Origin of the sequence: Marisediminitalea alba (assembly GCF_002993365.1) — a bacterium.
GTDB classification, from domain to species: domain Bacteria; phylum Pseudomonadota; class Gammaproteobacteria; order Enterobacterales; family Alteromonadaceae; genus Alteromonas; species Alteromonas alba.
This window is the reverse complement of the sequence record NZ_PVNP01000203.1, coordinates 67,415-90,225: the sequence shown is the minus strand read 5'-3', so window position 1 is coordinate 90,225 and position 22,811 is coordinate 67,415. Positions and strand designations below refer to the sequence as shown.

The window sequence follows — 22,811 nt, the reverse complement described above, 5'->3', positions numbered from 1 at the left end:
TGATGAGGTGGCGTTTACCTGGAGTCACAGCCGGGGCATGTTGCACGCCAAAGCACAGTTACAGGACTTTACCGGTACCTTGCTCACAGATGGCTATGCCGCTTACACCAAAACGGTTGAACAATTAAATCAACACGAACGGCAGATTGTGCACGCTGCCTGTTGGGTACACATGCGCAGAGGCTTTGAAAAAGCCCTCGACAGTGAGCCTCACACCGCACAACAGGCATTGGATATTATCGCCACACTCTACCGGCATGAAAAACACATCCGGGATAAGCAATCAGACCTGGCCGATATCCATACCTACCGCCAACAACACAGCGAACCACTCGTGACTGACTTCTTCCGGTGGGTCTACCAACAACGACAGCGCACTGATTTACTACCCAAATCCCCCTTCGCCAAGGCGCTTCATTACACCGCTGAGCGAGAGAGCCAACTCAAGGTGTTCCTGAGTAACCCCGCGTTACCCATGGACACCAATCATCTTGAGCGGGCACTGCGGGTAATCCCCATGGGCAGAAAAAACTATTTGTTCTGTTGGTCCGAACTCGGGGCTGAACAACTGGGCATATTACAAAGCCTGATGGTGACTTGCCGCCTGCAAGGCGTCAATCCCTACCATTATCTGGTGGATGTATTGCAGCGTGTAGCACTGCACCCGGCCAAAGATGTACTCGACCTGACGCCAAGAGTCTGGAAAGAGAAATTCGCGGACAAAAAATTGACGAGCGATTTAGATAAAATGGGGTGATCCGGGTCTATATTGATCGCTTACGTTATACTACACCCGATAATTCGGGGGATTTATGGATCAGCAACTCAAACAATATCAAAAGTCGTTAATCGCGCTGACGGAGCGAGTTAGCACTGAAGAAGGCTTCAACGACACCAATGTACCAGGTGTCAGAACGTTACGCAGTTCGTCTAAAACCTGCAATAGTCCGACTATTTATGAGCCTATGGTGTGTCTGCTTTTACAAGGCAGCAAAAATTTGTACGTGGGTGATCAGAAAATTCACTACAACGAGTTAAGCTATCTCATTATCCCGATTATGATGCCGGTCACTGGTGAAATTGTGCAAGCTTGTGAAACCAGCCCCTATATCGGAATTAGTGTCTCACTGGATTTGCGAGAATTGTCTGAACTGTTGATTGACATGGCCGAACACAAATCTGAACCCTGTCAAAAAAGCTGTATTAAGATGGTCGATGCCGATGTTGAATCCATGTCAACCTTTGCACGCTTGCTCGCGTTACATGATTCACCGCAGGATATTCCGATTATGCTGCCAATGTTAAAACGGGAACTGATGTACCGTATGCTTAAAGGCCCTGCCGGTAATCAACTTCGACAGTTTTTGTTATATGACTCCAACGCTAACCGAATTAGTAAAGTCATTGAAATTATTCGTAAGAATTTTAATTCACCGCTAAAAGTGAAAGATCTTGCTGATGTAGTGCATATGAGTGAGTCAGCGTTATACAGCGGCTTTAAATCGATTACTGCAATGTCCCCGCTTCAGTATCAAAAACATATACGCCTGAATGAAGCACGTCGCATTATGCTGTATGAAGGCATTGAAGCTTCTGCAGCAGGCTATCAGGTGGGCTATGAAAGCCCTTCACAATTTAGTCGTGAATACAGCCGGTTGTTTGGTGCGCCCCCCATTACCGACATCAACCGGGTTAAACAGAATCAGTCATTGGCAACGGTATCCAGTTAACTCAGCAAACATCCCTGCTCCTTTCAGAGTGAAAACATGTAGTATGACTATTCAGAGAGTGCAGTACGCGATCTAAAACGTTGTTTGGGTACATTATTCCACTGTGTACCTGGCAAAGCATGGCGGAGAGTAACAACATAGTGTGATTAGGTGAAAATCCCTTGGTATTTATACCGTCAGCATTGCTTTACTCAGTTGCAGCGTTTGAAAAGAGTTCTTACTGGTGGTTCGAATTTCTTTCGTAATCACCAGTAAGAGAGGCTCCAATTTATTTACCTGTTTTTTGTGCTAGATAACGCCTCGTTCTGCAAACACAGATTTAGCTACTGAAGCGGCGTTCAATGCGGCTGGAAACCCTGCATATACGGATATTTGTATGATCACCTCAACAATTTCATGCGGCAGGCACCCGACATTAAGTGCTGCATTTATATGTACTTTTAGCTGAGGAGCTGCATTACCCATCGCAGAGAGTGCTGCGACGGTGGCGATTTCGCGTGATTTTAAGTCTAAGCCATCCCGGCTATAAACATCCCCAAAAGGGAACTCTATTATGTAACGTCCTAAATCTGGCGCAATATCCCTCAAAGCGTCAATAACGTTCTCGCCAGCCTCCCCATCTATTTCTTTAAGTTTTTGCCAGCCTCGAGCATATCGGTCATTCACATCGTTATTCATTTCCTGGTTCTCCCTAAAAGTTGGTTTTGGCAGGATTGAGCAGCCACCTAAAGCGAGATGGCCATAACAAACAGCAATTAGGATTGTCGACGTTTTTAGAAAACTACGCCTTGATTTGTTTGGCATTTCTTTGTTTGTCAGCACCGTAACACCATTCATTGCTCTACCGTGACTCTTAGGCTACAGCTTAGAGTTTACTCTCAGTCAAGCATTCTTTTTTCTCCAGCTCGGATTGATAAAAATTAATCTTATCTTTAAGTTTTTCGAGATGTAGTTGCTGTGTTTGAATCTGCTCACTGAGCTTTGATGAATGGGCCTTAAGCATGGCATGTCGTGAAGCTAGTGTGGCTTTCCCCTGTTTGCGCAACTCCGCATATTCGCGTATTTGTTTAATCGGCATCCCTGTGTCTTTCAGGCGTTGGATAAATTCAAACCAAACTATATCTTTTTCCTGGAAATACCGGTGTCCACTCGATAATCGGTGAATATCATCCAATAACCCCACCTTGTCATAATAGCGAATGGTATGAGGACTAATATTCAGTCGCTTAGAAAATTCCGCTACATTCATAATGCTCTCTCTTTAACGGCTAGTTATATTATTACGTTAATCAGGCCCTGAGTGCATACAGCCCGTGGTATTGCCGATGGGATAGTTATTGTAAACGTTGTGTGACGAGCCCGGTATTAAGCAGAAGCGTTATTGCCTGCGCTCGTTTATTCACACAGAGTTTCTTAAAGAGTTTCTTGAGATGAAATTTCACTGTGTTTTCTGAAATACCAAGCTGATTGGCAATTGCCTTATTTGAAAGCCCCTCACATAACAATTCTGCAAGCTGAAATTCTCGATGTGATAACACTAATGCGTTTTGATGTCGAACAGCGCTTCGTTCAGATTTTTGAGCTCTGTAAATTTCAATTAACTGACGAACCATTGGGCTGCACTCGTGCCAGTAATGATTGCGTATCTGTCCGATAATCCCTTCAAATGCGTCGGGTAATAACATTAACACTTGCACCAGATTATGTGTATGCACCTGTTCGAGCAGAGTAATTGCTGTGCTACAAGCTTGTTCAGAATGACCTTGGCCGTGTAAGCAAACACATTTCAGCCCTTGCGAATAAGCAAACTCAAATGGCGCATGAATGTTGTGTGACTCCTGACAGCTGTATTCTGCGTATTCGCAGGCTTTGCTTAAAAAATGCTTTTTATAGAAATACAAACACAGTGCATTAGCCAATGTGAGTCTGATTGACCAATGTACAATGGCATCTTCCTGCTTTAACAATCCTTCCCAGGGCAACACTGAATCTGGCAGTTCATTGGTTAACACCGCCACTTTTAATGCTGATATATTGAGGTATTGACGCAATACGGTAAACCGTCTTTTACGCGCAACAATCAACCCTCTTTCAATATGCTCGCGGGCCTGTGTGACGTTATTATTCAACAGAGCAATATCTATCGCAGCCTGATAACAAACAATATATAACTCCACCCAACAATCCATTGATTCCAGTACTGGCAAGCATGAGCCAAGCGCCCTGCTCGCCTCCTCCTGCTGGTTTTGCTGGTAAAAAACCAACGCCATACCAGCCTGCGACATATATTTAAGTCCGGTATCAAGTCCAAACAGCTGTTTAGACATGTCTTCTGAACGTGTAAAAATATCTTTCGCTTCGTCTAAAAAACCGCGGTATAACAGACTCAGACCACAATGAATTAACAGATAGTTCACCCCCACCTGACACTGCCCGAGTTGCATCTGCGTAATGGCCTGGCGAGCGTAGTGTTCGGCTTTTTTAAACTCACCAATATGGTTGAAACTAATCACTACAAACGCCAGGAGAGTTGCATGCCTGACGTAGTCGTCCTCTTGCAGAGTACCGATCAGCGCCTGACACTCTTTGATCCTTGCCAATGACATTTCTTCACTACGGTAAGTCGATAGCAACACATCAATAGTATGGACATCTTTATGCAAATCATTGCCGGGTTCAATGCCTTCGACCAATTGCCTGGCGAGTTCAAAATACTCCAGTGAGGCATACAACTGACCAAATTTAATGGCCAGGTAGCTTTTTAATAAACTTAAAGTCACCGAAGACGAAATAATATCGGTAGAAAATTGATTGACCAGAGACTCTGCAATCCCAATTCCTTTTGTCATAACAATTTGCCACCCTCCCCCTTGCTTTATCAATTCTATGGCATGCTCGGGTCTATCCGCTTTAATAGCCTGGTTAACGGCCTCTAATACTTCATCTTGTATCACATACCAGGAGGATGCTCTTAAGCGCATGTCCCTGATAAAGTGACTGCCGTATGTCTGCAGTGCCTTTTTTTGTAAAAATGACGCAAATAAGTGGTGAAAACGAAAAGAAAACTGGGCTTCGTTGATCGGCAATAACAGAGCGTAATCCGTAAACAGTGGTTGCAGAATTTCCAGGCTGTTGTCACGTTGCAGCATGTAATCTACCTGCTGTGCACTAAATCTTTCCAGAAAGCAAATCCCCAGAATGATCTCCTGCGTTTCATCAGCAAGTGAGCTAAACACTTGTTCTTCTAAATAGCGATTGAGCATTTCACTACTGCCAGCAACGATATCACGGTAATTGCTTTGCGGGCGCTGACGATACCATATGCTGGCAAGCTGGGCTGCAACAGGCCATCCTTCCGAACGCTCATAAAAGGCATTCAGATCCTCTTCATTCATAATTTCACCCAGTAATTCCTGTACCTGGGTCCGGGAGAAACGTAAGTCACTGGTTTCAAGCTGCAAGGCCGTTCCTGACACTATTAAATGGCCGATATTCATGTTCGGGGTGACTCTTGAGCCCAGTAGTAAGTGGAGACCGGTTGCCTTGATGCTCAGTAATTCCTCGACAAACTGAAGTATCCGCCGCGAACGAATATGATGAAAGTCATCAAAAATAAAGACCACAGGCCTGGAATACTTGATCAGGGCATCCAGAATATCCTGACTAAAGTTATCGAGCATCTGACTGTTTGCATTGTTGCTCGATTGAAGTGATGTCCAGCTAACAATATTCAGATGGGCCATTGCAGCACTGATCAATCGGAAAAACTGATTTTCCTCGTTATCTGAGCTTTCCAAAGAAAACCAGGCTACCGTAACATTACTGTCCTGCGCTGCTACATGTGCCGCATATTGCGATAAAAATGTTGTCTTACCATACCCTGCGGGACTTACTACCTGGGTTAGCAACAGCGGTCCGGCGGTATCAATTTTAGCCATTAGATCACTACGCTGACATACCTTTAAGTGCTGTATGGGAGGTGTGAATTTTTGCTGAATCAGTGACGAGTCCTGCATAGCGATGGGAGCTTATCTACCTGTATGACGGCTGGGTTCAGCCCATTTTATATAACTACCCAAACGGGTAGTGATGTTTTTATCCTACCCCTTCGGCTTGTAGTCATCAACCTCTTATTTTCATACGCTTGTTTTCAACCGGTTGTGGCCTAAATGATCGCCCCAGCCTGCGAAAAATAATATTTGAGGATAGACCAATGCACACATCGCCCCATCCTAAACCCACAAAGCTGCGCATCGCGATACTCAGTGCGTTATTCGGCGCAAGCGCAGCTTCAGGCATTGCTTCAGCGCAAGAAGCGCCGCAGGATAAAAAAATGCTTGAGGTTATTGAAGTTACTTCACGTCAACGGGTAGAAAGCATTCAAAATGTGCCGATTGCTATCACTGCTTTTGGTGCGCTGGAAATTCAGGAAATGGGCATCGAGCGGCCGGCGGACTTTATTGGTTTAACGCCCAATGTGACATTAACCGAAGCGCAAAACGCAGGGAGTAGTTTCATCACCATTCGGGGTCTCTCTCAGGTAAGGAACGGCGAATCGCCTGTTGCCATTTCGGTTGATGGTGTTTTACAGGTGAGTCCGAATCAGTTTAATGCCGAATTGGTTGATATTGCCCAGATTGAAGTCCTTAAAGGTCCACAAGGTGCCTTGTATGGCCGTAATGCTATCGGTGGGGCAATTAATATTACCACCAAAATGCCGGATGACTTTACAACCGGTTTTGCCGAACTCGATTTAGGTAACGGTGGACTACAAATGTTAACGGCTGGTATCTCTGGCCCGGTAACCGAGAATTTCAGGTACCGTGTTTCCGGCGCGGTTAAGACGTTCGATGGGTTAATCGACAACGTATATCTTAATACCCCCGTTGATTTTCAGGATGAGAGTAGTGCCAGAGGGCGTTTTGTGTGGGAGATTAACGAAACCTTTAGCGCGGATCTAAGACTAAACTATATTGATACGGATGGTGGTGCACTTAACTATGTGTATCAGCCCTTGTTCGGTATAGATGACGCCAATGATACTACTGTGGATATCGAGGCGAATAACCTGGGCCAGAACGAAAGGACGATTTCTTCAATTGCCTTAAAGCTTGACTGGCAGGTAGCGACAGGTACCGCTACTTTTACCGCAGCACAGGACTCCATCGAAGAATATATTGCCGGCGATCAACTTCCCTACTCTCGCTACAACTCACTCACTTCGCTATTTGGCGAATATGTGCTGGACGGCACTCAGACTCAGTATCTGGATACCAACGCCGATAGCTATGAACTCAGGTTTACCTCAGATAGTGATAGTCGGCTACGCTGGATTGCGGGTGTGTATTACCTGCAAACTGATCGATTTATCTCGTCGTCTACCGGCTATGATCTGGGATTAGGTATCAATCGCATACAACGGGATCCCGGCTTGGCCACAGCATCTAATCCGCTGACAAGCTTTTTAGCCGATGATAACGACAATACTGCACAAGCTGTATTCGCCCAGATTAACTATGATCTGACCTCTACTACTGAAGTGACTGTCTCCGGCCGGTACGACAAAGACGAACGTGAGCAAATCAATAAAGCGCCGCTGAGTTTTGATACTAGCAGTGGTGAAGTACGCAAGGCTGAGTTTTCAAAATTCCAGCCCAAAGTTTCAATCGTTTATAAAGGTATTGAGGATATCAGTCTTTATGGTTCCTATGCTCAGGGCTTTCGCAGTGGTGGCTTCAATCAAAGTGGCGTTGGTGAAGCAGCTGAGAGTGTTGGCCTGGTAGGCGTCAATGATTTATACAAAGCCGAAGAAACTGAAAACGTTGAGATTGGCCTGAAAGGGAAACTGCCAGCATTAAACGCCCAGTTTAACGCCTCTGTTTTCCACAATACCATCGACAATCAACACTATTACTTGTTTGTTGGCGATGTTGGCGCCCAGGTACTGACGAATATTGATGAAGTTGAATTGTCAGGTGGTGAAATTGAATATAAACAGCAAATAACCAATGCGTTGTCATTTTATGTCAATGCCGGAATCACCGATAGCGACATCAAGGCCTATTCACTTGAGCCGGCAGCCATCGGTAATAAAGCGCCTTATGTAGCCGACTACACCTTTAATACCGGGGTCAGCTATTTAAAGCCTGTTTTCGATGGTTGGAGCGGCTCTTTCAGAGTGGACTGGGAACGTCGGGGGGCACAGTACTGGGAACCCAATAACACGACTCAGCGCAGCGCATTAAACCTGGTCAGTAGCCGTGTTGGGTTGTTAAGTGACGATGGCAAGTGGAGTGTTTTTCTGTGGGCCAAAAACCTGCTTGATGAAGAATACAACGCTGAGTACGTTTTAGGTGGTTTTGTTCAACCTGGCATACCACGATCGTATGGTGTTGAAGTTCGTTGGGATTTTGAGTAACACGATGCAATCTATCAGTTTGAATAGCGCCTTTGAAACTCGCCCCTTAGCCCAGGCTTGCGAAGTGTTGTATCAACACCTCGCAAGGGCCTGCCCAGTAGGGTTGTTTACCCTCAGTGAAGTAGACGATGAGCGGCAATTGGCGACCCGGGTTTACTCATCCAATGAAATCGTTTATCCGCTATCCGGTACCAAGTCATATCCGCAAAACGCCTGGACTGATAAAGTCATCAGAGACAAACAAATCTTTGTGGCGAATTCACTGGCGGCGATTAAGGACGTTTTCTTCGATTACGAAACCATTGCTGCGTTGGGGCTTGGTGCGGTAATTAATCTGCCGGTAATAATCAATAAGCAGCTAATAGGTTCAGCGAATATTCTCGCCGCCGAAGGACAGTATGGCCCTGCTCAAATCAATACCCTGCAACAATTTTACCCGTGGTTTACTTCAGCCCTGTTACAGTATTCGTTAGATAAAGGTATCTGAATGATGAAAAATTATGTCTCCACCGATGTGGGGGGAACGTTTACAGATTTGGTACAGTTTGTTCAGGATGAACAGGGACACCAGATAATAAAAACGTCCAAATCAGACACAACACCGCCAAATTTTGAGCAAGGCGTGCTCAATGTTATACACAAAGCCGGAATAACACTATCAGATGTCACTATGATGACTCATGGTACAACGGTCGTCATTAATGCTCTCACTGAGCGCAAAGGCGAAGCCACTGCATTAATTACTACTCGTGGTTTTAGGGATGTGTTAGAGATTGGGCGCGGTAACCGCCCCGACTTTTTTAATCTTAACTACAGTAAACCAGAACCCTTCATTCCGCGCAGTTTGCGCTTTGAAATCACCGAGCGAATCAACCATCACGGCCATATTGAAACACCATTAGCAGCGTATGAGCTTGACGCGCTAATCGTTCAACTCAGTGAACAACAAGTGAAATCAGTCGCCATTTGTTTGCTGAATGCTTATTGTAATCCGGTGCATGAGCAACAGCTCGCCGATATACTAAAAAAGGCCAAACCGGACTTGTCTGTGATTACGTCCAGTGAGATATGTCGGCAATGGCGAGAGTATGAAAGAACCAGTAGTACAGCCCTTGCCGCTTATGTTAAACCCACTGCCGAGCGATATTTACAGCACCTTCAGGATGGCCTGCATGCCGATGGATTTAACGGCAAGCTTTACGTCATGCAGTCGAACTGTGGCGTAGACACACTGGCAGCGGCTAAACAAGTGCCTATTACCATGGTTGAGTCGGGCCCTGCGAGCGGTGTAGCAGCAGCTGCATACATTGGCCGTTTGATTGGTGAAACCAATATTATCGCCCTGGATATTGGCGGTACTACGGCAAAGTGCAGCTTAATTAGTGAGAGTGCCCTGCCCATTACGTCGAATTACTACATCGAACGTAACCATAAAAGCGCAGGCTATCCCATTATGGTACCAGTGGTTGACCTGATTGAAATTGGTAATGGCGGCGGTTCCATCGCCTGGTGTGATGAATTTAACCGTTTACATGTGGGACCTCAGAGCGCTGGAGCCAGCCCTGGTCCCGTTGCTTATGGGCGAGGCGGTACCGGCATAACCACTACAGACGCTAATCTGGCCTTAGGTCGCATTAACCCGGACTTTTTCTGCGGTGGTAGTGTGACGGCCGATATGTCGCAAGTCGATAAGCACCTTGACCAACTCGCGCAACAGCTTGACTTATCTGCAGATGAACTTGCCCGGGGGGTCGTTCGTATTGCCAATAATAATATGGTTAATGCGTTGAAACTGGTCTCGGTAAACCGTGGCCACGATCCGCGGGATTTTGCGTTGGTTGCCTTTGGTGGGGGCGGTGCCATGCATGCAGCGGCGCTAGCGAAAGAATTAGGCATGAAAAAAGTTATTATCCCGGCTAACGCAGCAGTGCTCTCGGCATGGGGAATGTTGGTATCAGATTTACGCCGCGATAAATATTTAACTTACATAACCCCCTGGCAAGCACAAACACTGCCGCAAATATCTGAACAGGTAGAGCAGCTATGCCGTGAATTATTACACGCCTTCAACGCCGAGAATATCCGCGAAGATCAGGTTGAGTTTAAGGTTTATGCGCGTCTGCGATATCAAAACCAGGAACACGCCATAGAAGTTGAGATGGCGCGAACTCTTTCGTCTGATCAATTACAACAGGTAGCCAACAATTTCCACCAGGCCTATGAACAGGAATACTCCTATCGTTTGGACGTCCCTATAGAAATAATTGGTCTGCATGTTTGTGCCTCTGTCGATGTCGGCAAAATTATGATGATGCCGTTGAACAAAACCGGCCTGGACATTACGCAAACCATTAAAGGTGAGCGTTGGGTCGATTTTGATGATGACGGCCGCCATAAAACACCCCTCTACGACGGTGATTTAATGGCTCCAGGTATGCAACTGACCGGCCCCGCTGTCATTGAGCAATCTGGCACAACAATCGTTATTCACCCCCAGCAATGTGCTGAACTTGATGAATATGGCAATGTTATTATTCATTTGCCCGAGGAAGTTTAATGATGAAAATTGATGCGATCACGCAGGAAATTATTCAAAGTTCACTGCGGGCAACCAGTGAAGAAATGTTCTTAATGATAGCTAAAACCGCCATGAGCCCAATTATTTATGAGGTGCTGGATATGGCGACAGCAATAACCACCGCTGAAGGTGAACTGGCCAGTGCAGGCTCAGGGATCCCTGCATTTGTTGGAGCTCTGGATAAAACGGTGCAGGTTATCATTGGTAAGTTCGGCCTTGAAAACATTAAAGACGGTGATATCTATGTGACGAATGACCCCTATTTCGGTGGCGTCACCCACCTCAATGATGTGATCTTTGTTAAACCTGTCTTTGCCGAACAACAGTTAATTGCATGGACTGCGAATATTGCGCACTGGAATGATGTATCAGGAAAATCCGCTGGTTCAATGAGTCCGGATGCCGTAGATATATACCAGGAAGGGATCCGTATCCCGGCAATTAAAATATTTCAGGACGATCAACCTATTGATAGCGTACTGGATATTATTACCCACAATTCACGTATGCCTGACTTTTTGCAGGGTGACTTATGGGCCCAGATTGCTGCACTTCGGCTAGGCACTCGCCGTCTGCAAGAGCTGTCCAAAAAATTTGGTGTTGCCCTGTTTCTTGCTGCGCTAGACAACTATCTGGACTTCGGTGAAGCGAAGGCAAGAACAGCAGTTTGTAATCTGCCTGATGGTACCTATCAACTGACTGAACCACAGGACGACAACAGTCAGCTGGCTGTTTCTATTTCCGTTAATAACGAGCACCTGACCATTGATTTAACCCAGGCACCTGCTCAGGTGCCCGGTCCATTGAATTTGTCCCGCGATGGTACCCTGTTGGCCTGTCGAATGCTGCTATTATCGCTGGTGGGTGACCGCGATGTAACTAACGGAGGTTCGTTCAGAAACCTTGAGGTAATTACTCGTCCGGGCTCTATTTATGATGTTGAGGCACCCGGTGCCTGCGGCATTTATTTTGAAACTATGATCCGTCTTAACGATGTATTATGGCGTTGCCTGGCTGAGCAAATTCCAGGCGCGTTACCGGCAGGCAACTTTGCATCAATATGTGCCACCATTTTAGGAGGGCAACACCCTGATAGCGGCCAACATTATTCGATAGTAGAGCCCGAGATGGGGGGATGGGGAGCAAGTGCTATGGGCGACGGCGCTAGTGCTGTATTCTCGGCCATGCATGGTGATACTTTTAATTGCCCGGCCGAAATTGCCGAAGTCCGGTATGGCGTAGCGGTTGATCAGGTTGCACTAAACCCCGAAGAGTGCGGAGCTGGCGAGTATCGTGGTGGCAAAGGCATCGTTGTGGATTACCGTATTAAATCGAACGATAGCTTCTTAACCTGCGCTTATACCCGCTCTGTTGTGCCACCCTGGGGTCTCAACGGTGGATTCGATGGTACGACAAACCGGATAGAGATTTTGCGTCCCCAACAGGCCCCCACCCGTCATGCCATGGAAAGTGAGCTCAGTTTGCAGGCTGGTGACACGGTACGAGTGATTACGGCTAATGGCGCAGGCTACGGCGATCCGAAAAAACGCAATCGAAAAACACTTCAGGACGATATTCGAAATGGCTATATTTCAAAGGACTATGCAATTGAGGTTTACGGCTGGTAACCACTGTAAGTAAACTTCACTCTAATGACTTTGAGCGATAAACGGGGGCTTTCTCAGACCCGTTTATCGCCGGAATTAGTGCCCTTCACCAGGGACATCAGCGACATTAAATTCTAACCGTTCTCAGCTACGGTCTTTTGGGTACATTTAAAGCAAAACTAGCAAGGCCATACTCGTTAATGGCGTCGAAAGCTTCTATCGATAGATCAGGATTTTCTAGTATGATTAATTTCCTGCCATATAAATTGTGTTCTTTCAGCGTGGCAGCGTAATATTTTTCAAAATGCTCACTAAATAAACCTTGTGCTATCGCTTTTTTTAGCCCCAACTGTAAACGTTTATGAATTCTGGGATGATTCACACTCACAAAAGCAAAGTCAGCCTGCGGGTAGATAATTGATATATACTTATCTACCTGGAGTTCATACTCCTGGTAGGTTACCAACTCCTGATCAACCTCATGCATGCTTCGTAAAAAGCAATCGAAACGACCTTTATGTAACATCGGGAACAACTGTTCGTACACAGGACTATGCATAACCTTTAGCCCATTGTATTCCAGTATTTCTCTGTCCGGCCAGTGCGACCCCACTCCAACAACAATGCGGTTATTCATAAAGTCAGTTAATGATGTTATTTTTTTCAGCGACCTGGCGGTTTTATTTTGCAAACACACTCTGAATCCGAGTAACCCTCTGTCTAATGGAACATAAATAGGTAGGCCCAGCCTTTCACGTTCGCTGCTAATGCCTGCAACCATTACGTTAAGGAGCTCACCTTCTGCCAAACTAATAAATGCCCGACCCTGTTCAATAACCCGCGATGGTCTTATTGTGTAAGGTCCGAATTCCGGTTCACTTAATTTGGCTGCCATCTCTATAATGTCAATTAACGCGATTTTTTCATAGGTTCTGTGCCAAACGACAATATCATCAGCACCATACACAGAGCGCATTCCAATAAATATAAGAATAAGTAAAACTATCTTTCGCATCATTGTTTATTCTGGTGATTGACGAAACTGAATATCCCATACTGATTTATACTATTCAACGCATCCGAAGACAGTAAGGGGCTATGTAAAAATAATATCTTGCGCTCGTAGAGTTGATTATCTGCTATCAGTTTTCTGAAATATTTATTATAAATTTCCTGAAATGAGCCGTCAGCATAAGCTTGTTCAAGTCCAAACTGAACCGCCTCAACTAGAGCCGACGCATTTTTGCGAAAGTACAGTATGTCCGCCTGAGGGTACACCAATACAAAATCGGCTTCGATAAGGAGATCTTTAGCCTCCGCAAATTCTGACTGAATCTCAAAAATACTTCTCGAATAACAAACGTTTTGGTTTTGTCTGGTATAGTCGAGGCGTTCGGCATGGGAATTAAGTTCAACTATGGGAATGTTATTTGACTGCAAAATTTCACTGTCTGGCCAGTTTTCGTCAGTGACAATGCTTAAGGATAAGTGCTTAAAATCGGTATTTTTATTGACTAAAGAATAAGCCGGTTGAGCGGCTTCGCTGATAAGGCAAAGTCTGACGCCTAACAATCCGCGCTCAAGGGGGAAATACAACGGAATAAGACCTTCTTCACGAGCTAAATTTGACGCGGAAATCATGGCATCAAATCCGGCTTCGTCATTCTGGAGCCGTTCAAACGCTCGCTTATAACTGCTGGCGTTGGCCGGTAGCAGTTTTATTTTACCAAACCGGGATTCTGCTTTAAGCAACGCGTTGGATATCTGTTCTTTGTAGACTTCGAATTCTAGATTGTCTGACCACAAATACAATTCGCGAACTTTAAGCTCTTCCGACAACACATTCAGGCAAACCGCCATGTTGATTATTACCAGGAGTAGTGCCCGAATCAAACCTGTAAGCACCCACTTTTTTCGTGAATTTCGGTTATCTATGCAGTTCACCGGGCTAGTCCATAATGTAATATGCTGACTATTAATTGTATAACATATTAAAACACTTTAAATTACTTGCAATAGTATTTTAGTAATCCAAAAGGCTGAAGAAATGAAATTAAACCCTGTAAATAAAAGCGGATTACATTTACTTAAAATAGTAGCGTTGTCACTTTTTATGCCACTTACTGTTCATGCCGACAATAAGCCAGTTAAGGTTACGTTAATTACTGATAGCAATTATAAGCCGTATAGTTATATGGAAAGTGGCAAATTATCGGGTATTACTGTTGATTTGATTAAAAAAGTGGATGAGGCACTTCCTCATTATGATATCCAGCTTCAACCTATGAGCTGGCAAGACGGGCTTCGTAAGGTGAGAGATGGCGAAACACTGGGAATTGTTGGCACGTATTACTCCGGCCCGCACCGTCCGTGGATCTACCCTTATTCACAGCCACTTTTATCAGAGCAAGTAGTTGTTATATGTCGACCAGATGTGCAGCTTGCTACTCCAGTTTTATGGCCAGACAGTTTTGCCGGCTTGTTAGTATTAAATATTGCAGGCTACGATGGCTGGCTTGATTTCGATATAAGAAATAAGCGCAATACACAGCTCATCAACTTTTTAGAGGTCCCCTCTATTTCAACTGCTTATAAGATGTTAAAAAGTAGCAATGCCGATTGCTCACTCACTGAAAAAGCCTATGTAGAAATGACGATTGCCAATGAAACCGACAAAACTGAATACATTCCCAAGGTTGTTACTGACGTTTCGTCTAACTCCGTACATTTAGGCTTTTCCTTTAAGGCGATAGAATCCGGTAAATACCCTTTTGCTTATGAGTTTGCCAGGGCATTTGATATCGCATTGTATACAGTACAAAATTCCAAAAAGCAGTGATTCTCAGAATGTTTACCCTAAACATAAGAGCGGATTTCATTGATTTGCCATTAAACCAAAGAGCCTATTGTTATTTTGCGCATTGCCGAAATTCCGTATAAAAAGCGATTCTAAGACGGTAGAGCTGAGGGGGCAAAAAAACATGAATTTTAGCTAACGTTTAACAGCATTATTGCTGAAGATGTACTTTCAGAATTTCATACAACTCAGGGCGGTTTTCCTTAATCTCCTGAGCACTGAGCCCCTCTAATGAATGCGGGTACTTAAGCCAGGCTTCTGTTTCATAGAGATAATAATCTGGCACCAGTTCGGTTTGATTACGCTGTGGCTTGTAATATGGCACAGCTACACGAATATCCTCCGGCGTATTAAGGCGGCACAAATCAGTCAGTTTATTAATGATGGCTTGCACGGAACGGCCGCTATCAAACACGTCATCAACTATTAACAGCTTGTCCTGATGCTGAATATTCTTAACCAAGTAGTTTAAGCCATGTACTTTGACTTCTTTGGCCTGATCATCAATACCCTGATAGGAAGACGTTCGAATAGCAATGTTATCGGTTTCGATGCCATGAAACGCCAGATATTCCTGCACCGCTATGCCAATGGGGGCGCCGCCACGCCACACAGCAATAATAAAAGTCGGCTCAAACCCTGAATCATAGACCTGAGCTGCCAGTTTAAATGAATCATCCAGCAACCCCTGGGCATTTAAATATGTTTTGCTTTTCATTGCTTGTCCTGTAAAAGGTATTAACTAACCGGCCAGTCAAGTGCTATGGTAGCCTTAACATGGCATTGTGTCACACTGGAGATGCTCGGTGGAAAAGCGTTATCTTGAAGAACAACAGATTATTGAAGATTCTTTTCGTTTAGGGGTTCAGATTTTTGAAAGTGGTTTTCGGCCTACCTTTATTGTGGGCTTGTGGCGCGGCGGCAGCGCTGTAGGCATTTACGTGCAGGAGTGCCTGCAAACGCTGGGCGTACAAACGGACCATATAGCGTTAAGAACCTCTTATCCAGGATTGCCCGAATACCAGAATATGGTAGAAACGCCTGAGCGCATACGAGTGCATGGAACCCAGTACCTTATTGAAAATCTGAATATTGATGACGGCTTGCTGATTGTTGATGACGTGTTCAGTTCGGGCCATAACATCACTGCGGTGATTAATCGCTTAAGTACCAAGCTCAAACGAAACATGCCCGAAAAAGTCCGAATAGCCACCCTTTATCAGCGAAGTGGATATAACCGCACTACCCTCAAGCCCGACTTTTGCCTGCATGAAACCTCAGACTGGTTGGTATTCCCCTACGAATTAAAAGGGCTGAGTCATGAAGAGATCGCAGCCAATAAGCCTTATGTAGCGCCCTATTTACGAACCTGACTATCTGATATTACATCTTGATTAGTTTATTAAGGTAAGCTTTTAGCGGCGTGTTGATAACTTTGATTTCCGGGCTGTCATTTATTTTAAGGGCGGTAATTAATATCGACTTTAGATACTGAAACTCCTCAGAAATTTCGGGAATATCGAGGCGTTTTGTAAGCGTTTCCAGCTCTGCATCGCTAAGTTTTTTACGGTTAATGTAACGCCGGATATAGCTACGCCATTCATCAACATGGCTAATTTCCAGACGTTCCGGAAAAACTCTGAGATCCTCAATATCCTGCTTAAAATCATGTGGCGGCTGCGGTTCGTTGAGTAGATAACGGTAAGTAAATAGCGTGACGATTTCATTGTTGTTGTTCTTATGCATTGGCTTTACCTGCTTTGCTTGGCTTATTGCCTTCTACGCATGAAAAGCTCATCTGTATCACCTCCGAAGGGCAAAGCGTCACACACCAGAGGCCGTCAGTGGCTTCTGAAAATTGTGGCCAAAACGCTATACAAATGGTTCATATCAATAGGTTTACCAATATGCTCATCGAACCCCAGTTGCAGGTATTTTCGCACTTCATCAGCCATTACATCTGCCGTTAGCGCGATGACGGGCAGATTCGGGAATTGCGCTTTAATTTCCTTGCATGCCTGAACACCATCCATCACCGGCATTTGAATATCCATCAGCACCACATCATAACTGCCCTTCTTGCTGTTAACAGTATCCAGCGCCAACTGACCATTTTCTACAATATCAAAGCTCACATTGGTCGACTCCAGCATAGACTCAATGACGGTCTGATTAATCATATTGTCTTCTGCTATTAACACGTATTTGCCGGTAAAGTCGGGTACCGTCAGGCTTGAAGGTAATTCGGCTTCCCTGGCCAGGTCGGTCTGCGGTAATGGCAGTTCCACCGTTATCCGGGTGCCCTGCTGTTCGGCGCTTTTTAGGCTGAGTCGTCCATCCATTATGGCTACCAGACCATGGGTGATAGCCATACCAAGGCCGGTACCACCAACCTTACGTGTGCTGGATGCATCGGCCTGAGAGAAGCGCTCAAAAATCTTACCCTGCATCGTTTTACTCATGCCGATACCTGTATCGGTTACTTCTATTACAATTTGTTCTTGTTGGTTACTGACGGGGGCAAGGCTTAACCTGATGATTACCGAACCCGACTCGGTAAATTTCACCGCATTAGATACCAGGTTAACAATGATTTGCTTAACCCTAACCGAATCGCCCAGCCAGCCATCCTGGAAGGAGCTCTCAACCTCCACCTCCAGCTTCAGTTCTTTGCTCTGTGCCAGTGCTTGAAGATCCGACACGGCAGACTCGGTAATTTCCAGCAGTGAAAATGGTTGTTCCTCGAGTTCGAGTTTATTGGCCTCAATTTTGGAGTAGTCGAGTATGTCATTGATGATGGTTAACAGGTGTTTAGCTGAAAATAATGCTTTGCTGACCCGTTCTTTGGTTTGGCTGGCTAAATCTGCACGCTCCAGCACCTGCAGAGTGCCCAGAACACCATTCATCGGCGTTCGGATTTCGTGGCTCATATTAGCCAGAAACTCGCTCTTAGAACGGTTGGCGCTGTCAGCATCCACTAAAGCTTTTACCATATTTTTATTATGTAAGTGGGCGCGATACAGCATGAATATGGTCATAACAATGATAACGACCAGAAAAAAACTCACAATAACTAGTACCACCTCTAAGGAGTAAACCGAGGGTTCTTCATTCACCAGTTCAGCGCCAGGCGGCAACGCATCTGCATCAATATCCCAACGGTCCAGCTGCTGTGCGTTGAATTGCTGGCTGACCACATTATTTTGATGAACAGGCAACTGCTTACCGGCAGCCAGGGCAATGGCGGCATCGGCAATTCTTTCCGGTACCACGACAGCGCCACCGGCATAACGGCTCACATTATGAGCAAATATGGTAAACACAGGATTCCTGGTTTGCGTGGTTAACCAGTTATGTACTGTCTCCCAGTTACGTTCATGAAATTTATAGTTGATGTATATAATCGGCGTACCTGCTTCGCTATTGTGTAATGCAGTCAGCGTTTGCTTTGGGTTTTTTCTGGGATTGAAGTAGCTTAGCTTAATCCCGGCAGGCACCTTGGATTCGAAATTATGCACCAGACCATTATCCTGCTCCAGGCCAATATTGCCATGTACTAGTAATATTTCGGTAGTATCGGGCAGCGCCGCTAATATCTGTGAGTAAGATAACTCAGGCTCATAATCTGAGCGCACCAGCGTGCCCGATCTGGGATTCCAGTCAATGTGTAAAAAAAAGCGTTCTGCATTGGGTAGGATGCTCGGGTTGGTATCCACAAATACACTGGCATGGCGACCAATTGCTATCAGTCTGGAAAAGCTCGCGTTATGTTTATCACTAAGGAGGTTTTGTAATTGATAGTTAAAGTTATCGAGAATGGTTTTTCTGACGTCAGGTCCAAAATCTTCAACGGAATCGGCGTAATAGGCCGGTACCGTTAACACCAGGATATTCTCCGTCGCAGACACCTGCCCCATTAATCGGTACATCATTTTGACTTCAAAATCAGACTCATTAAACGAGTTAACCAGGATAACACTATAGTCTTCGACTTGTCTGGCAGATGTGCTGATCGAAAAAAAGAACAACAACAATACAAAAAGTCGCAACATCATAATATGCAATCACTATTAGAAAATACGAGCCTTAAGCGATAGGTTAAGGTTAACCAAAGGCAATTTCATTTAGACTAGCTAATTTTTGCAATATTGTTAATTTATTTTATTCGCGGAAAATCTCCTTCACGTTCTATCCATATTAGGCAAAAGTTTGGTTAAACACCGCCGTTACCACCGTGTATAATGCGGTGAGTTTTACCGGTAAAACAGAATCATCTATGGCTACTCCCCTTACCTACCTGTCTCATTATCCGCATCATTTGCAGGATCAGATTGCTCAACTATTGGATGCCAACAAGCTTGGAGACTGGCTGCGCGCTCGCTATCCCCGGGTGCATAACATGAATAACGATAAAGCGTTACGTGATTATGCAATGGCAATCAAAAATCAGTACATGAAAAAAACACAGCCATTGAGTAAGGTAATTTACGACAATAAAATTCACATTGTTAACCATGCACTGGGCCTGCATTCTTATGTTTCGCGGGTTCAGGGCGGCAAGCTGAAAAGTAAAAATGAGTTAAGGGTGAGTGAGCTGTTTAAAACTACCCCGGAAGCTTTTTTAAATATGATTGTGGTGCATGAGCTCGCCCACCTGAAGGAAAAAGAACATAATAAAGCTTTTTATCAGCTGTGCCGGCACATGTTGCCCGACTACCATCAAATTGAGTTTGACGTTCGTGTGTACTTAACCGAGCTGGAAAATACCGGCCATGTATTTGTACCACCCACTGCCTGAGATAAACCATGGATTTTGAATTTTTAACCGATGTCACCGGGGAACCGCTGGCAAAATGCGATGTGGAAAGTGAATACTTTGGTGACTGGCTAAGCCATGATATTGGTGCAGACACTGAAGCTGTTACCAATCTACTGACAGCGATTGAAAAGTTACTCGCCAGACAGCAAATGGAATTTGAATATACCGGCAAAATTTATCACCTGATGATAGCCGACGACGAAGTAGAACTGTTCCTTAATAACACCGAACTCAATCACAGCGAGTTCGATGTAGATTTAGCTGAAGGCCCCGTTTCAGGCTGTGGTCTGATGGATTTTGCTAATCTGCTCGAAAACTGGCTGGCGTTTATTCGTTAGAGCCTTACACAAGGTGTTCAAATTGTAACAGTTTTTCTGTAGTTAAGTGCATTCCTTAGAAGTACAGTGATTAAACATGTTTAGCGCAGCAACACATCTGGCTGTGTGAGCTGACGACAATGAATGATCTTTAATTTCTTAATGGAGTGTTAGTAGTGCGCTACTTATTAACCTGTTTGTGTGTGTTGCTGCTAAGCGGCTGTGGCGGTGATGATGGCCCTGATGATCTGCAAGCCTTCGCCGCCCGCCAGGCAGAAAGGCGAGGTTTTACTGCTGTCCCAAACCAAGACAATGTCTTGCTGGCTGATCTGGATTTGAGTACTGAGCAGGATTACGCAGAAGTTCGATTGGTTTTTTCCGATTCAGTCGCTTCAGATTATGCAGTGATTAAGTCATTCGATGCCGATATTAAGGCGTCTTTAAGTGAAGCCCTATTATAAGCAAAATGAAGACGGTTACTTAACGCTAACGATATGGTCTGATTATAGCGGTAACTCAGGCGTTGACCTGGTTCAGCAAACCCTGGCAACTAAACAAACTAATATGGTGTGTTAGCCGCATTACCCTGGCACCATGAATAGCGGTTGGCCCAGAAGATCCGCTTGGTCATGGTGTCATGGGTATCGTGTTGATTGAGATACATGGCACCCAACAAGTAAGCTTCCAGTTCGCCCTGATTACTACACTGCCATTGCTTAACTGCTTTTGAATGCCACTGAACGTGATGCACCAGTTCATGCAGCAAAACCTCTTTAAAATTGGGGTTGTCTAATGGATTGTCATAGTGGCGGGCATTAGTAACCGACTGCGGGTCCAGAATATAAATAGTACCATAAGCGCCATCCTCAAAAGCATAGAGTGCTTTGAGCCGCATATCGACATCCGATTCAGGCGCTACTCCGTCGGCATTTCGATAATATTCCTCAGTGAGTTCTTTGTGACTCAATACCACAACTTCAGGATGCGGCAGCTCATGCGTACGATAGTTCGTATGCATCTCAATCCAGCTTAGCAGTGTGGTGATCAATAACTCCATATCTGGCCCGGGCAATAACCTGAGTTATTATCATTACGTTAAAGCTGATGAAAAAGTGCACCAGTTACGCTGCGCAGAATAAAAAAGCCGGCTATCAATGATAGGCCGGCTGTTGAATGTGGTTGGATACCATTCAAAACTGGTTAGGTGTATACCCCTAAAAAACTCTCCGGCACATGCAGAGACTGTGAAAATGCGGCATGGCCAAGTTCATCCATGGTCCAGGTTAATAGCGGCATATCCGGATAATAGGTATAACCGTCGCAGAAAACTTCGTTGCGATTACCTGATGGATCGAAGTAATAGACCGTTTTAACCTGAGTCACACCATGGCGGTCATTCATTTCAACCGGTATTTCATACTTGCCAATCAGATCAGCAGCTCGAATATGATCCTGGGAGTTTTCAAGGCGGAAGGAAACATGGTGAATCAGGCCGGGATTGGGGTTTACCCCAAAAGCAATGTCATGAGCCCGGCTAGAGCAGCTAACGAAGAACAATACTGTATTGCCCTCACCATCAATAACTCTCTCGGTATAGCTAAAATCAAATACTTCGGTAAAGAGTTTTAAGTTTTGGTCAGCATCTGGCCCAACGATAAACACATGATCCAGACCGTTTATGCGAAAACCTCGACACACATCATCATCGGGGATCACATCAGGATTGTGCGTACCCAATGAGTTACCCACCTGCTCTTTTTCGGCAAACAGATGCATTTCATGTCCGGTGGGCAGGATAAACTTTAAGCGGCGACCACTTTTAGGGTAAACGCCAGCATCCACACGTTCTACCTCAATGCCAAAGTCGATAATTTTCTTTTCTAGATCATCCAGAGTAGCATCGTCGTATACTTTAAAAGCGATATGATCCAACCCGGCCTGATCAGTCTCCCGCAATACCAGACTATGGTGATCGTGTTCCGCCCAGGCTTTAAAGTAAACCAGGCCATTATCGTCTGTCATCATCTCGTGTAAGCCCATCCGGGTACCGTAATGTTGTTTGGAGTCGGCCATATCCAGTACTCGCATCTGAACTTCAGCCAGTCTTAGCACACCACGCATTGACATATTCACCACCTTGTATTTGTTACATTTTTTATGACTGTGGAATGAGTTGGCAACAACTTGTTAAACTTATTGTGTCGCTGACTTACTTTTTGTACTGGTGAAAACAATCCAGCGTCCAATGGTAGGTGTTTGTTATACCTGGGTTTACGTAACAGATAAAAAATAAACGATACGATCACTCAGGTTAAACGTAGCTACCTTTACCAAGCCATTCGTTAACATAGTGTAAACTTACACGCGCTTCGATTGGCTGGGAAATACCTTTTACTCGCCACTTCTATACCCTGAAGGTATACTCCCTTTTGTTAGTATGGTTTCTTGGGTATGAATACACGAGTCTCATTGTGTCGTTTGTGAT

The 22,811-nt window shown here is 44.9% G+C and carries 21 protein-coding genes; 11 read left to right on the top strand and 10 right to left on the bottom strand.

What is annotated here, in order from left to right; genetic code table 11:
- Both tnpC and C6Y40_RS21185 read left to right on the top strand, forming a co-directional pair.
- Window positions 1–757: IS66 family transposase (gene tnpC, locus C6Y40_RS21190; RefSeq protein ID WP_146129624.1), on the top strand; the 757-nt coding region annotated here is incomplete at its 5' end.
- 55 nt (window positions 758–812) lie between these two features.
- Window positions 813–1,730 carry an AraC family transcriptional regulator gene (locus C6Y40_RS21185; protein WP_105936383.1) on the top strand — a complete coding sequence of 306 codons (918 nt, stop codon included), beginning with the start codon at window positions 813–815 and terminating at the stop codon, window positions 1,728–1,730.
- A gap of 288 nt (window positions 1,731–2,018) precedes the next feature.
- Here C6Y40_RS21185 and C6Y40_RS21180 read toward each other — a convergent pair whose 3' ends face one another.
- The 3 genes from C6Y40_RS21180 to C6Y40_RS21170 form a co-directional block, all read right to left on the bottom strand.
- On the bottom strand, window positions 2,019–2,408 hold the full coding sequence (locus C6Y40_RS21180) for a carboxymuconolactone decarboxylase family protein (RefSeq protein ID WP_205664809.1): 390 nt from the start codon (window positions 2,406–2,408) through the stop codon (window positions 2,019–2,021).
- A 187-nt stretch (window positions 2,409–2,595) separates the two neighbouring features.
- Entirely contained in the window at window positions 2,596–2,979 is a 384-nt protein-coding gene (locus C6Y40_RS21175; protein WP_105936382.1) for a MerR family transcriptional regulator, read from the bottom strand.
- 85 nt (window positions 2,980–3,064) lie between these two features.
- On the bottom strand, window positions 3,065–5,668 hold the full coding sequence (locus C6Y40_RS21170; RefSeq protein WP_170308553.1) for a LuxR C-terminal-related transcriptional regulator: 2,604 nt from the start codon (window positions 5,666–5,668) through the stop codon (window positions 3,065–3,067).
- A 275-nt stretch (window positions 5,669–5,943) separates the two neighbouring features.
- Here C6Y40_RS21170 and C6Y40_RS21165 point away from each other — a divergent pair, with 275 nt between their 5' ends.
- The 4 genes from C6Y40_RS21165 to C6Y40_RS21150 are packed head-to-tail and all read left to right on the top strand — an operon-like array spanning window position 5,944 to window position 12,354.
- Window positions 5,944–8,148 carry a TonB-dependent receptor gene (locus tag C6Y40_RS21165; RefSeq protein WP_105936380.1) on the top strand — a complete coding sequence of 735 codons (2,205 nt, stop codon included), beginning with the start codon at window positions 5,944–5,946 and terminating at the stop codon, window positions 8,146–8,148.
- A 4-nt stretch (window positions 8,149–8,152) separates the two neighbouring features.
- Window positions 8,153–8,635: a GAF domain-containing protein gene (locus tag C6Y40_RS21160; protein ID WP_105936379.1), complete on the top strand. Its 483-nt coding sequence runs from the start codon at window positions 8,153–8,155 to the stop codon at window positions 8,633–8,635.
- Window positions 8,636–10,705 carry a hydantoinase/oxoprolinase family protein gene (locus C6Y40_RS21155; RefSeq protein WP_240622047.1) on the top strand — a complete coding sequence of 690 codons (2,070 nt, stop codon included), beginning with the start codon at window positions 8,636–8,638 and terminating at the stop codon, window positions 10,703–10,705. It abuts the gene before it with no gap.
- The gene (locus C6Y40_RS21150; RefSeq protein ID WP_105936378.1) at window positions 10,705–12,354 is read left to right on the top strand and encodes a hydantoinase B/oxoprolinase family protein; all 1,650 of its coding nucleotides are present in this window, start codon (window positions 10,705–10,707) and stop codon (window positions 12,352–12,354) included. The genes C6Y40_RS21155 and C6Y40_RS21150 overlap by 1 nt, the downstream gene beginning before the upstream one ends.
- A gap of 127 nt (window positions 12,355–12,481) precedes the next feature.
- Here C6Y40_RS21150 and C6Y40_RS21145 read toward each other — a convergent pair whose 3' ends face one another.
- Window positions 12,482–13,351 carry a hypothetical protein gene (locus C6Y40_RS21145; RefSeq protein ID WP_105936377.1) on the bottom strand — a complete coding sequence of 290 codons (870 nt, stop codon included), beginning with the start codon at window positions 13,349–13,351 and terminating at the stop codon, window positions 12,482–12,484.
- Window positions 13,348–14,238, bottom strand: coding sequence for a type 2 periplasmic-binding domain-containing protein (locus tag C6Y40_RS21140; RefSeq protein WP_205664808.1), 891 nt, complete (start codon window positions 14,236–14,238; stop codon window positions 13,348–13,350). Before C6Y40_RS21140 ends, C6Y40_RS21145 begins: the two co-directional genes overlap by 4 nt.
- Before the next feature lie 142 nt (window positions 14,239–14,380).
- Here C6Y40_RS21140 and C6Y40_RS21135 point away from each other — a divergent pair, with 142 nt between their 5' ends.
- On the top strand, window positions 14,381–15,172 hold the full coding sequence (locus tag C6Y40_RS21135) for a substrate-binding periplasmic protein (protein WP_105936375.1): 792 nt from the start codon (window positions 14,381–14,383) through the stop codon (window positions 15,170–15,172).
- A gap of 169 nt (window positions 15,173–15,341) precedes the next feature.
- On the opposite strand, the gene C6Y40_RS21130 is transcribed toward C6Y40_RS21135, so the two are convergent.
- Entirely contained in the window at window positions 15,342–15,908 is a 567-nt protein-coding gene (locus C6Y40_RS21130; protein ID WP_105936374.1) for a phosphoribosyltransferase, read from the bottom strand.
- 88 nt (window positions 15,909–15,996) lie between these two features.
- Here C6Y40_RS21130 and C6Y40_RS21125 point away from each other — a divergent pair, with 88 nt between their 5' ends.
- Entirely contained in the window at window positions 15,997–16,563 is a 567-nt protein-coding gene (locus C6Y40_RS21125; protein WP_105936373.1) for a phosphoribosyltransferase, read from the top strand.
- 10 nt (window positions 16,564–16,573) lie between these two features.
- Here C6Y40_RS21125 and C6Y40_RS21120 read toward each other — a convergent pair whose 3' ends face one another.
- Window positions 16,574–16,936, bottom strand: a complete 363-nt coding sequence (locus C6Y40_RS21120) for a hypothetical protein (RefSeq protein WP_105936372.1) — start codon at window positions 16,934–16,936, stop codon at window positions 16,574–16,576.
- Between the two features lie 95 nt (window positions 16,937–17,031).
- Window positions 17,032–19,245 carry an ATP-binding protein gene (locus C6Y40_RS21115; RefSeq protein WP_105936371.1) on the bottom strand — a complete coding sequence of 738 codons (2,214 nt, stop codon included), beginning with the start codon at window positions 19,243–19,245 and terminating at the stop codon, window positions 17,032–17,034.
- Window positions 19,246–19,466: 221 nt separating this feature from the next.
- Between C6Y40_RS21115 and C6Y40_RS21110 the strand changes: the two genes are divergently transcribed.
- From C6Y40_RS21110 to C6Y40_RS21100, 3 genes are all read left to right on the top strand, one after another.
- A complete protein-coding gene (locus tag C6Y40_RS21110) occupies window positions 19,467–19,988 on the top strand; it encodes a M48 metallopeptidase family protein (protein WP_105936388.1) in 522 nt (173 codons plus the stop codon).
- Between the two features lie 8 nt (window positions 19,989–19,996).
- Window positions 19,997–20,347: a YacL family protein gene (locus C6Y40_RS21105; protein WP_105936370.1), complete on the top strand. Its 351-nt coding sequence runs from the start codon at window positions 19,997–19,999 to the stop codon at window positions 20,345–20,347.
- Window positions 20,348–20,502: 155 nt separating this feature from the next.
- Window positions 20,503–20,787: a hypothetical protein gene (locus C6Y40_RS21100; RefSeq protein ID WP_105936369.1), complete on the top strand. Its 285-nt coding sequence runs from the start codon at window positions 20,503–20,505 to the stop codon at window positions 20,785–20,787.
- Window positions 20,788–20,885: 98 nt separating this feature from the next.
- Here C6Y40_RS21100 and C6Y40_RS21095 read toward each other — a convergent pair whose 3' ends face one another.
- Both C6Y40_RS21095 and C6Y40_RS21090 read right to left on the bottom strand, forming a co-directional pair.
- On the bottom strand, window positions 20,886–21,383 hold the full coding sequence (locus C6Y40_RS21095; RefSeq protein WP_105936368.1) for a hypothetical protein: 498 nt from the start codon (window positions 21,381–21,383) through the stop codon (window positions 20,886–20,888).
- Window positions 21,384–21,526: 143 nt separating this feature from the next.
- Complete coding sequence (locus C6Y40_RS21090; protein ID WP_105936367.1) at window positions 21,527–22,453, bottom strand: catechol 2,3-dioxygenase; 927 nt, start codon at window positions 22,451–22,453, stop codon at window positions 21,527–21,529.
- Window positions 22,454–22,811: the final 358 nt, after the last annotated feature.

Bases quoted from the DNA above. Each gene is read 5' to 3' on its own strand.
- C6Y40_RS21145 (WP_105936377.1), bottom strand. From the start codon at position 13,351: ATGATGCGAAAGATAGTTTTACTTATTCTTATATTTATTGGAATGCGC.
- C6Y40_RS21110 (WP_105936388.1), top strand. From the start codon at position 19,467: ATGGCTACTCCCCTTACCTACCTGTCTCATTATCCGCATCATTTGCAG.
- C6Y40_RS21120 (WP_105936372.1), bottom strand. From the start codon at position 16,936: ATGCATAAGAACAACAACAATGAAATCGTCACGCTATTTACTTACCGT.
- C6Y40_RS21135 (WP_105936375.1), top strand. From the start codon at position 14,381: ATGAAATTAAACCCTGTAAATAAAAGCGGATTACATTTACTTAAAATA.
- C6Y40_RS21115 (WP_105936371.1), bottom strand. From the start codon at position 19,245: ATGATGTTGCGACTTTTTGTATTGTTGTTGTTCTTTTTTTCGATCAGC.
- C6Y40_RS21155 (WP_240622047.1), top strand. From the start codon at position 8,636: ATGATGAAAAATTATGTCTCCACCGATGTGGGGGGAACGTTTACAGAT.
- C6Y40_RS21165 (WP_105936380.1), top strand. From the start codon at position 5,944: ATGCACACATCGCCCCATCCTAAACCCACAAAGCTGCGCATCGCGATA.
- C6Y40_RS21160 (WP_105936379.1), top strand. From the start codon at position 8,153: ATGCAATCTATCAGTTTGAATAGCGCCTTTGAAACTCGCCCCTTAGCC.
- C6Y40_RS21185 (WP_105936383.1), top strand. From the start codon at position 813: ATGGATCAGCAACTCAAACAATATCAAAAGTCGTTAATCGCGCTGACG.
- C6Y40_RS21090 (WP_105936367.1), bottom strand. From the start codon at position 22,453: ATGTCAATGCGTGGTGTGCTAAGACTGGCTGAAGTTCAGATGCGAGTA.
- C6Y40_RS21175 (WP_105936382.1), bottom strand. From the start codon at position 2,979: ATGAATGTAGCGGAATTTTCTAAGCGACTGAATATTAGTCCTCATACC.
- C6Y40_RS21150 (WP_105936378.1), top strand. From the start codon at position 10,705: ATGATGAAAATTGATGCGATCACGCAGGAAATTATTCAAAGTTCACTG.
- C6Y40_RS21095 (WP_105936368.1), bottom strand. From the start codon at position 21,383: ATGGAGTTATTGATCACCACACTGCTAAGCTGGATTGAGATGCATACG.
- C6Y40_RS21180 (WP_205664809.1), bottom strand. From the start codon at position 2,408: ATGAATAACGATGTGAATGACCGATATGCTCGAGGCTGGCAAAAACTT.
- C6Y40_RS21130 (WP_105936374.1), bottom strand. From the start codon at position 15,908: ATGAAAAGCAAAACATATTTAAATGCCCAGGGGTTGCTGGATGATTCA.
- C6Y40_RS21170 (WP_170308553.1), bottom strand. From the start codon at position 5,668: ATGGCTAAAATTGATACCGCCGGACCGCTGTTGCTAACCCAGGTAGTA.
- C6Y40_RS21105 (WP_105936370.1), top strand. From the start codon at position 19,997: ATGGATTTTGAATTTTTAACCGATGTCACCGGGGAACCGCTGGCAAAA.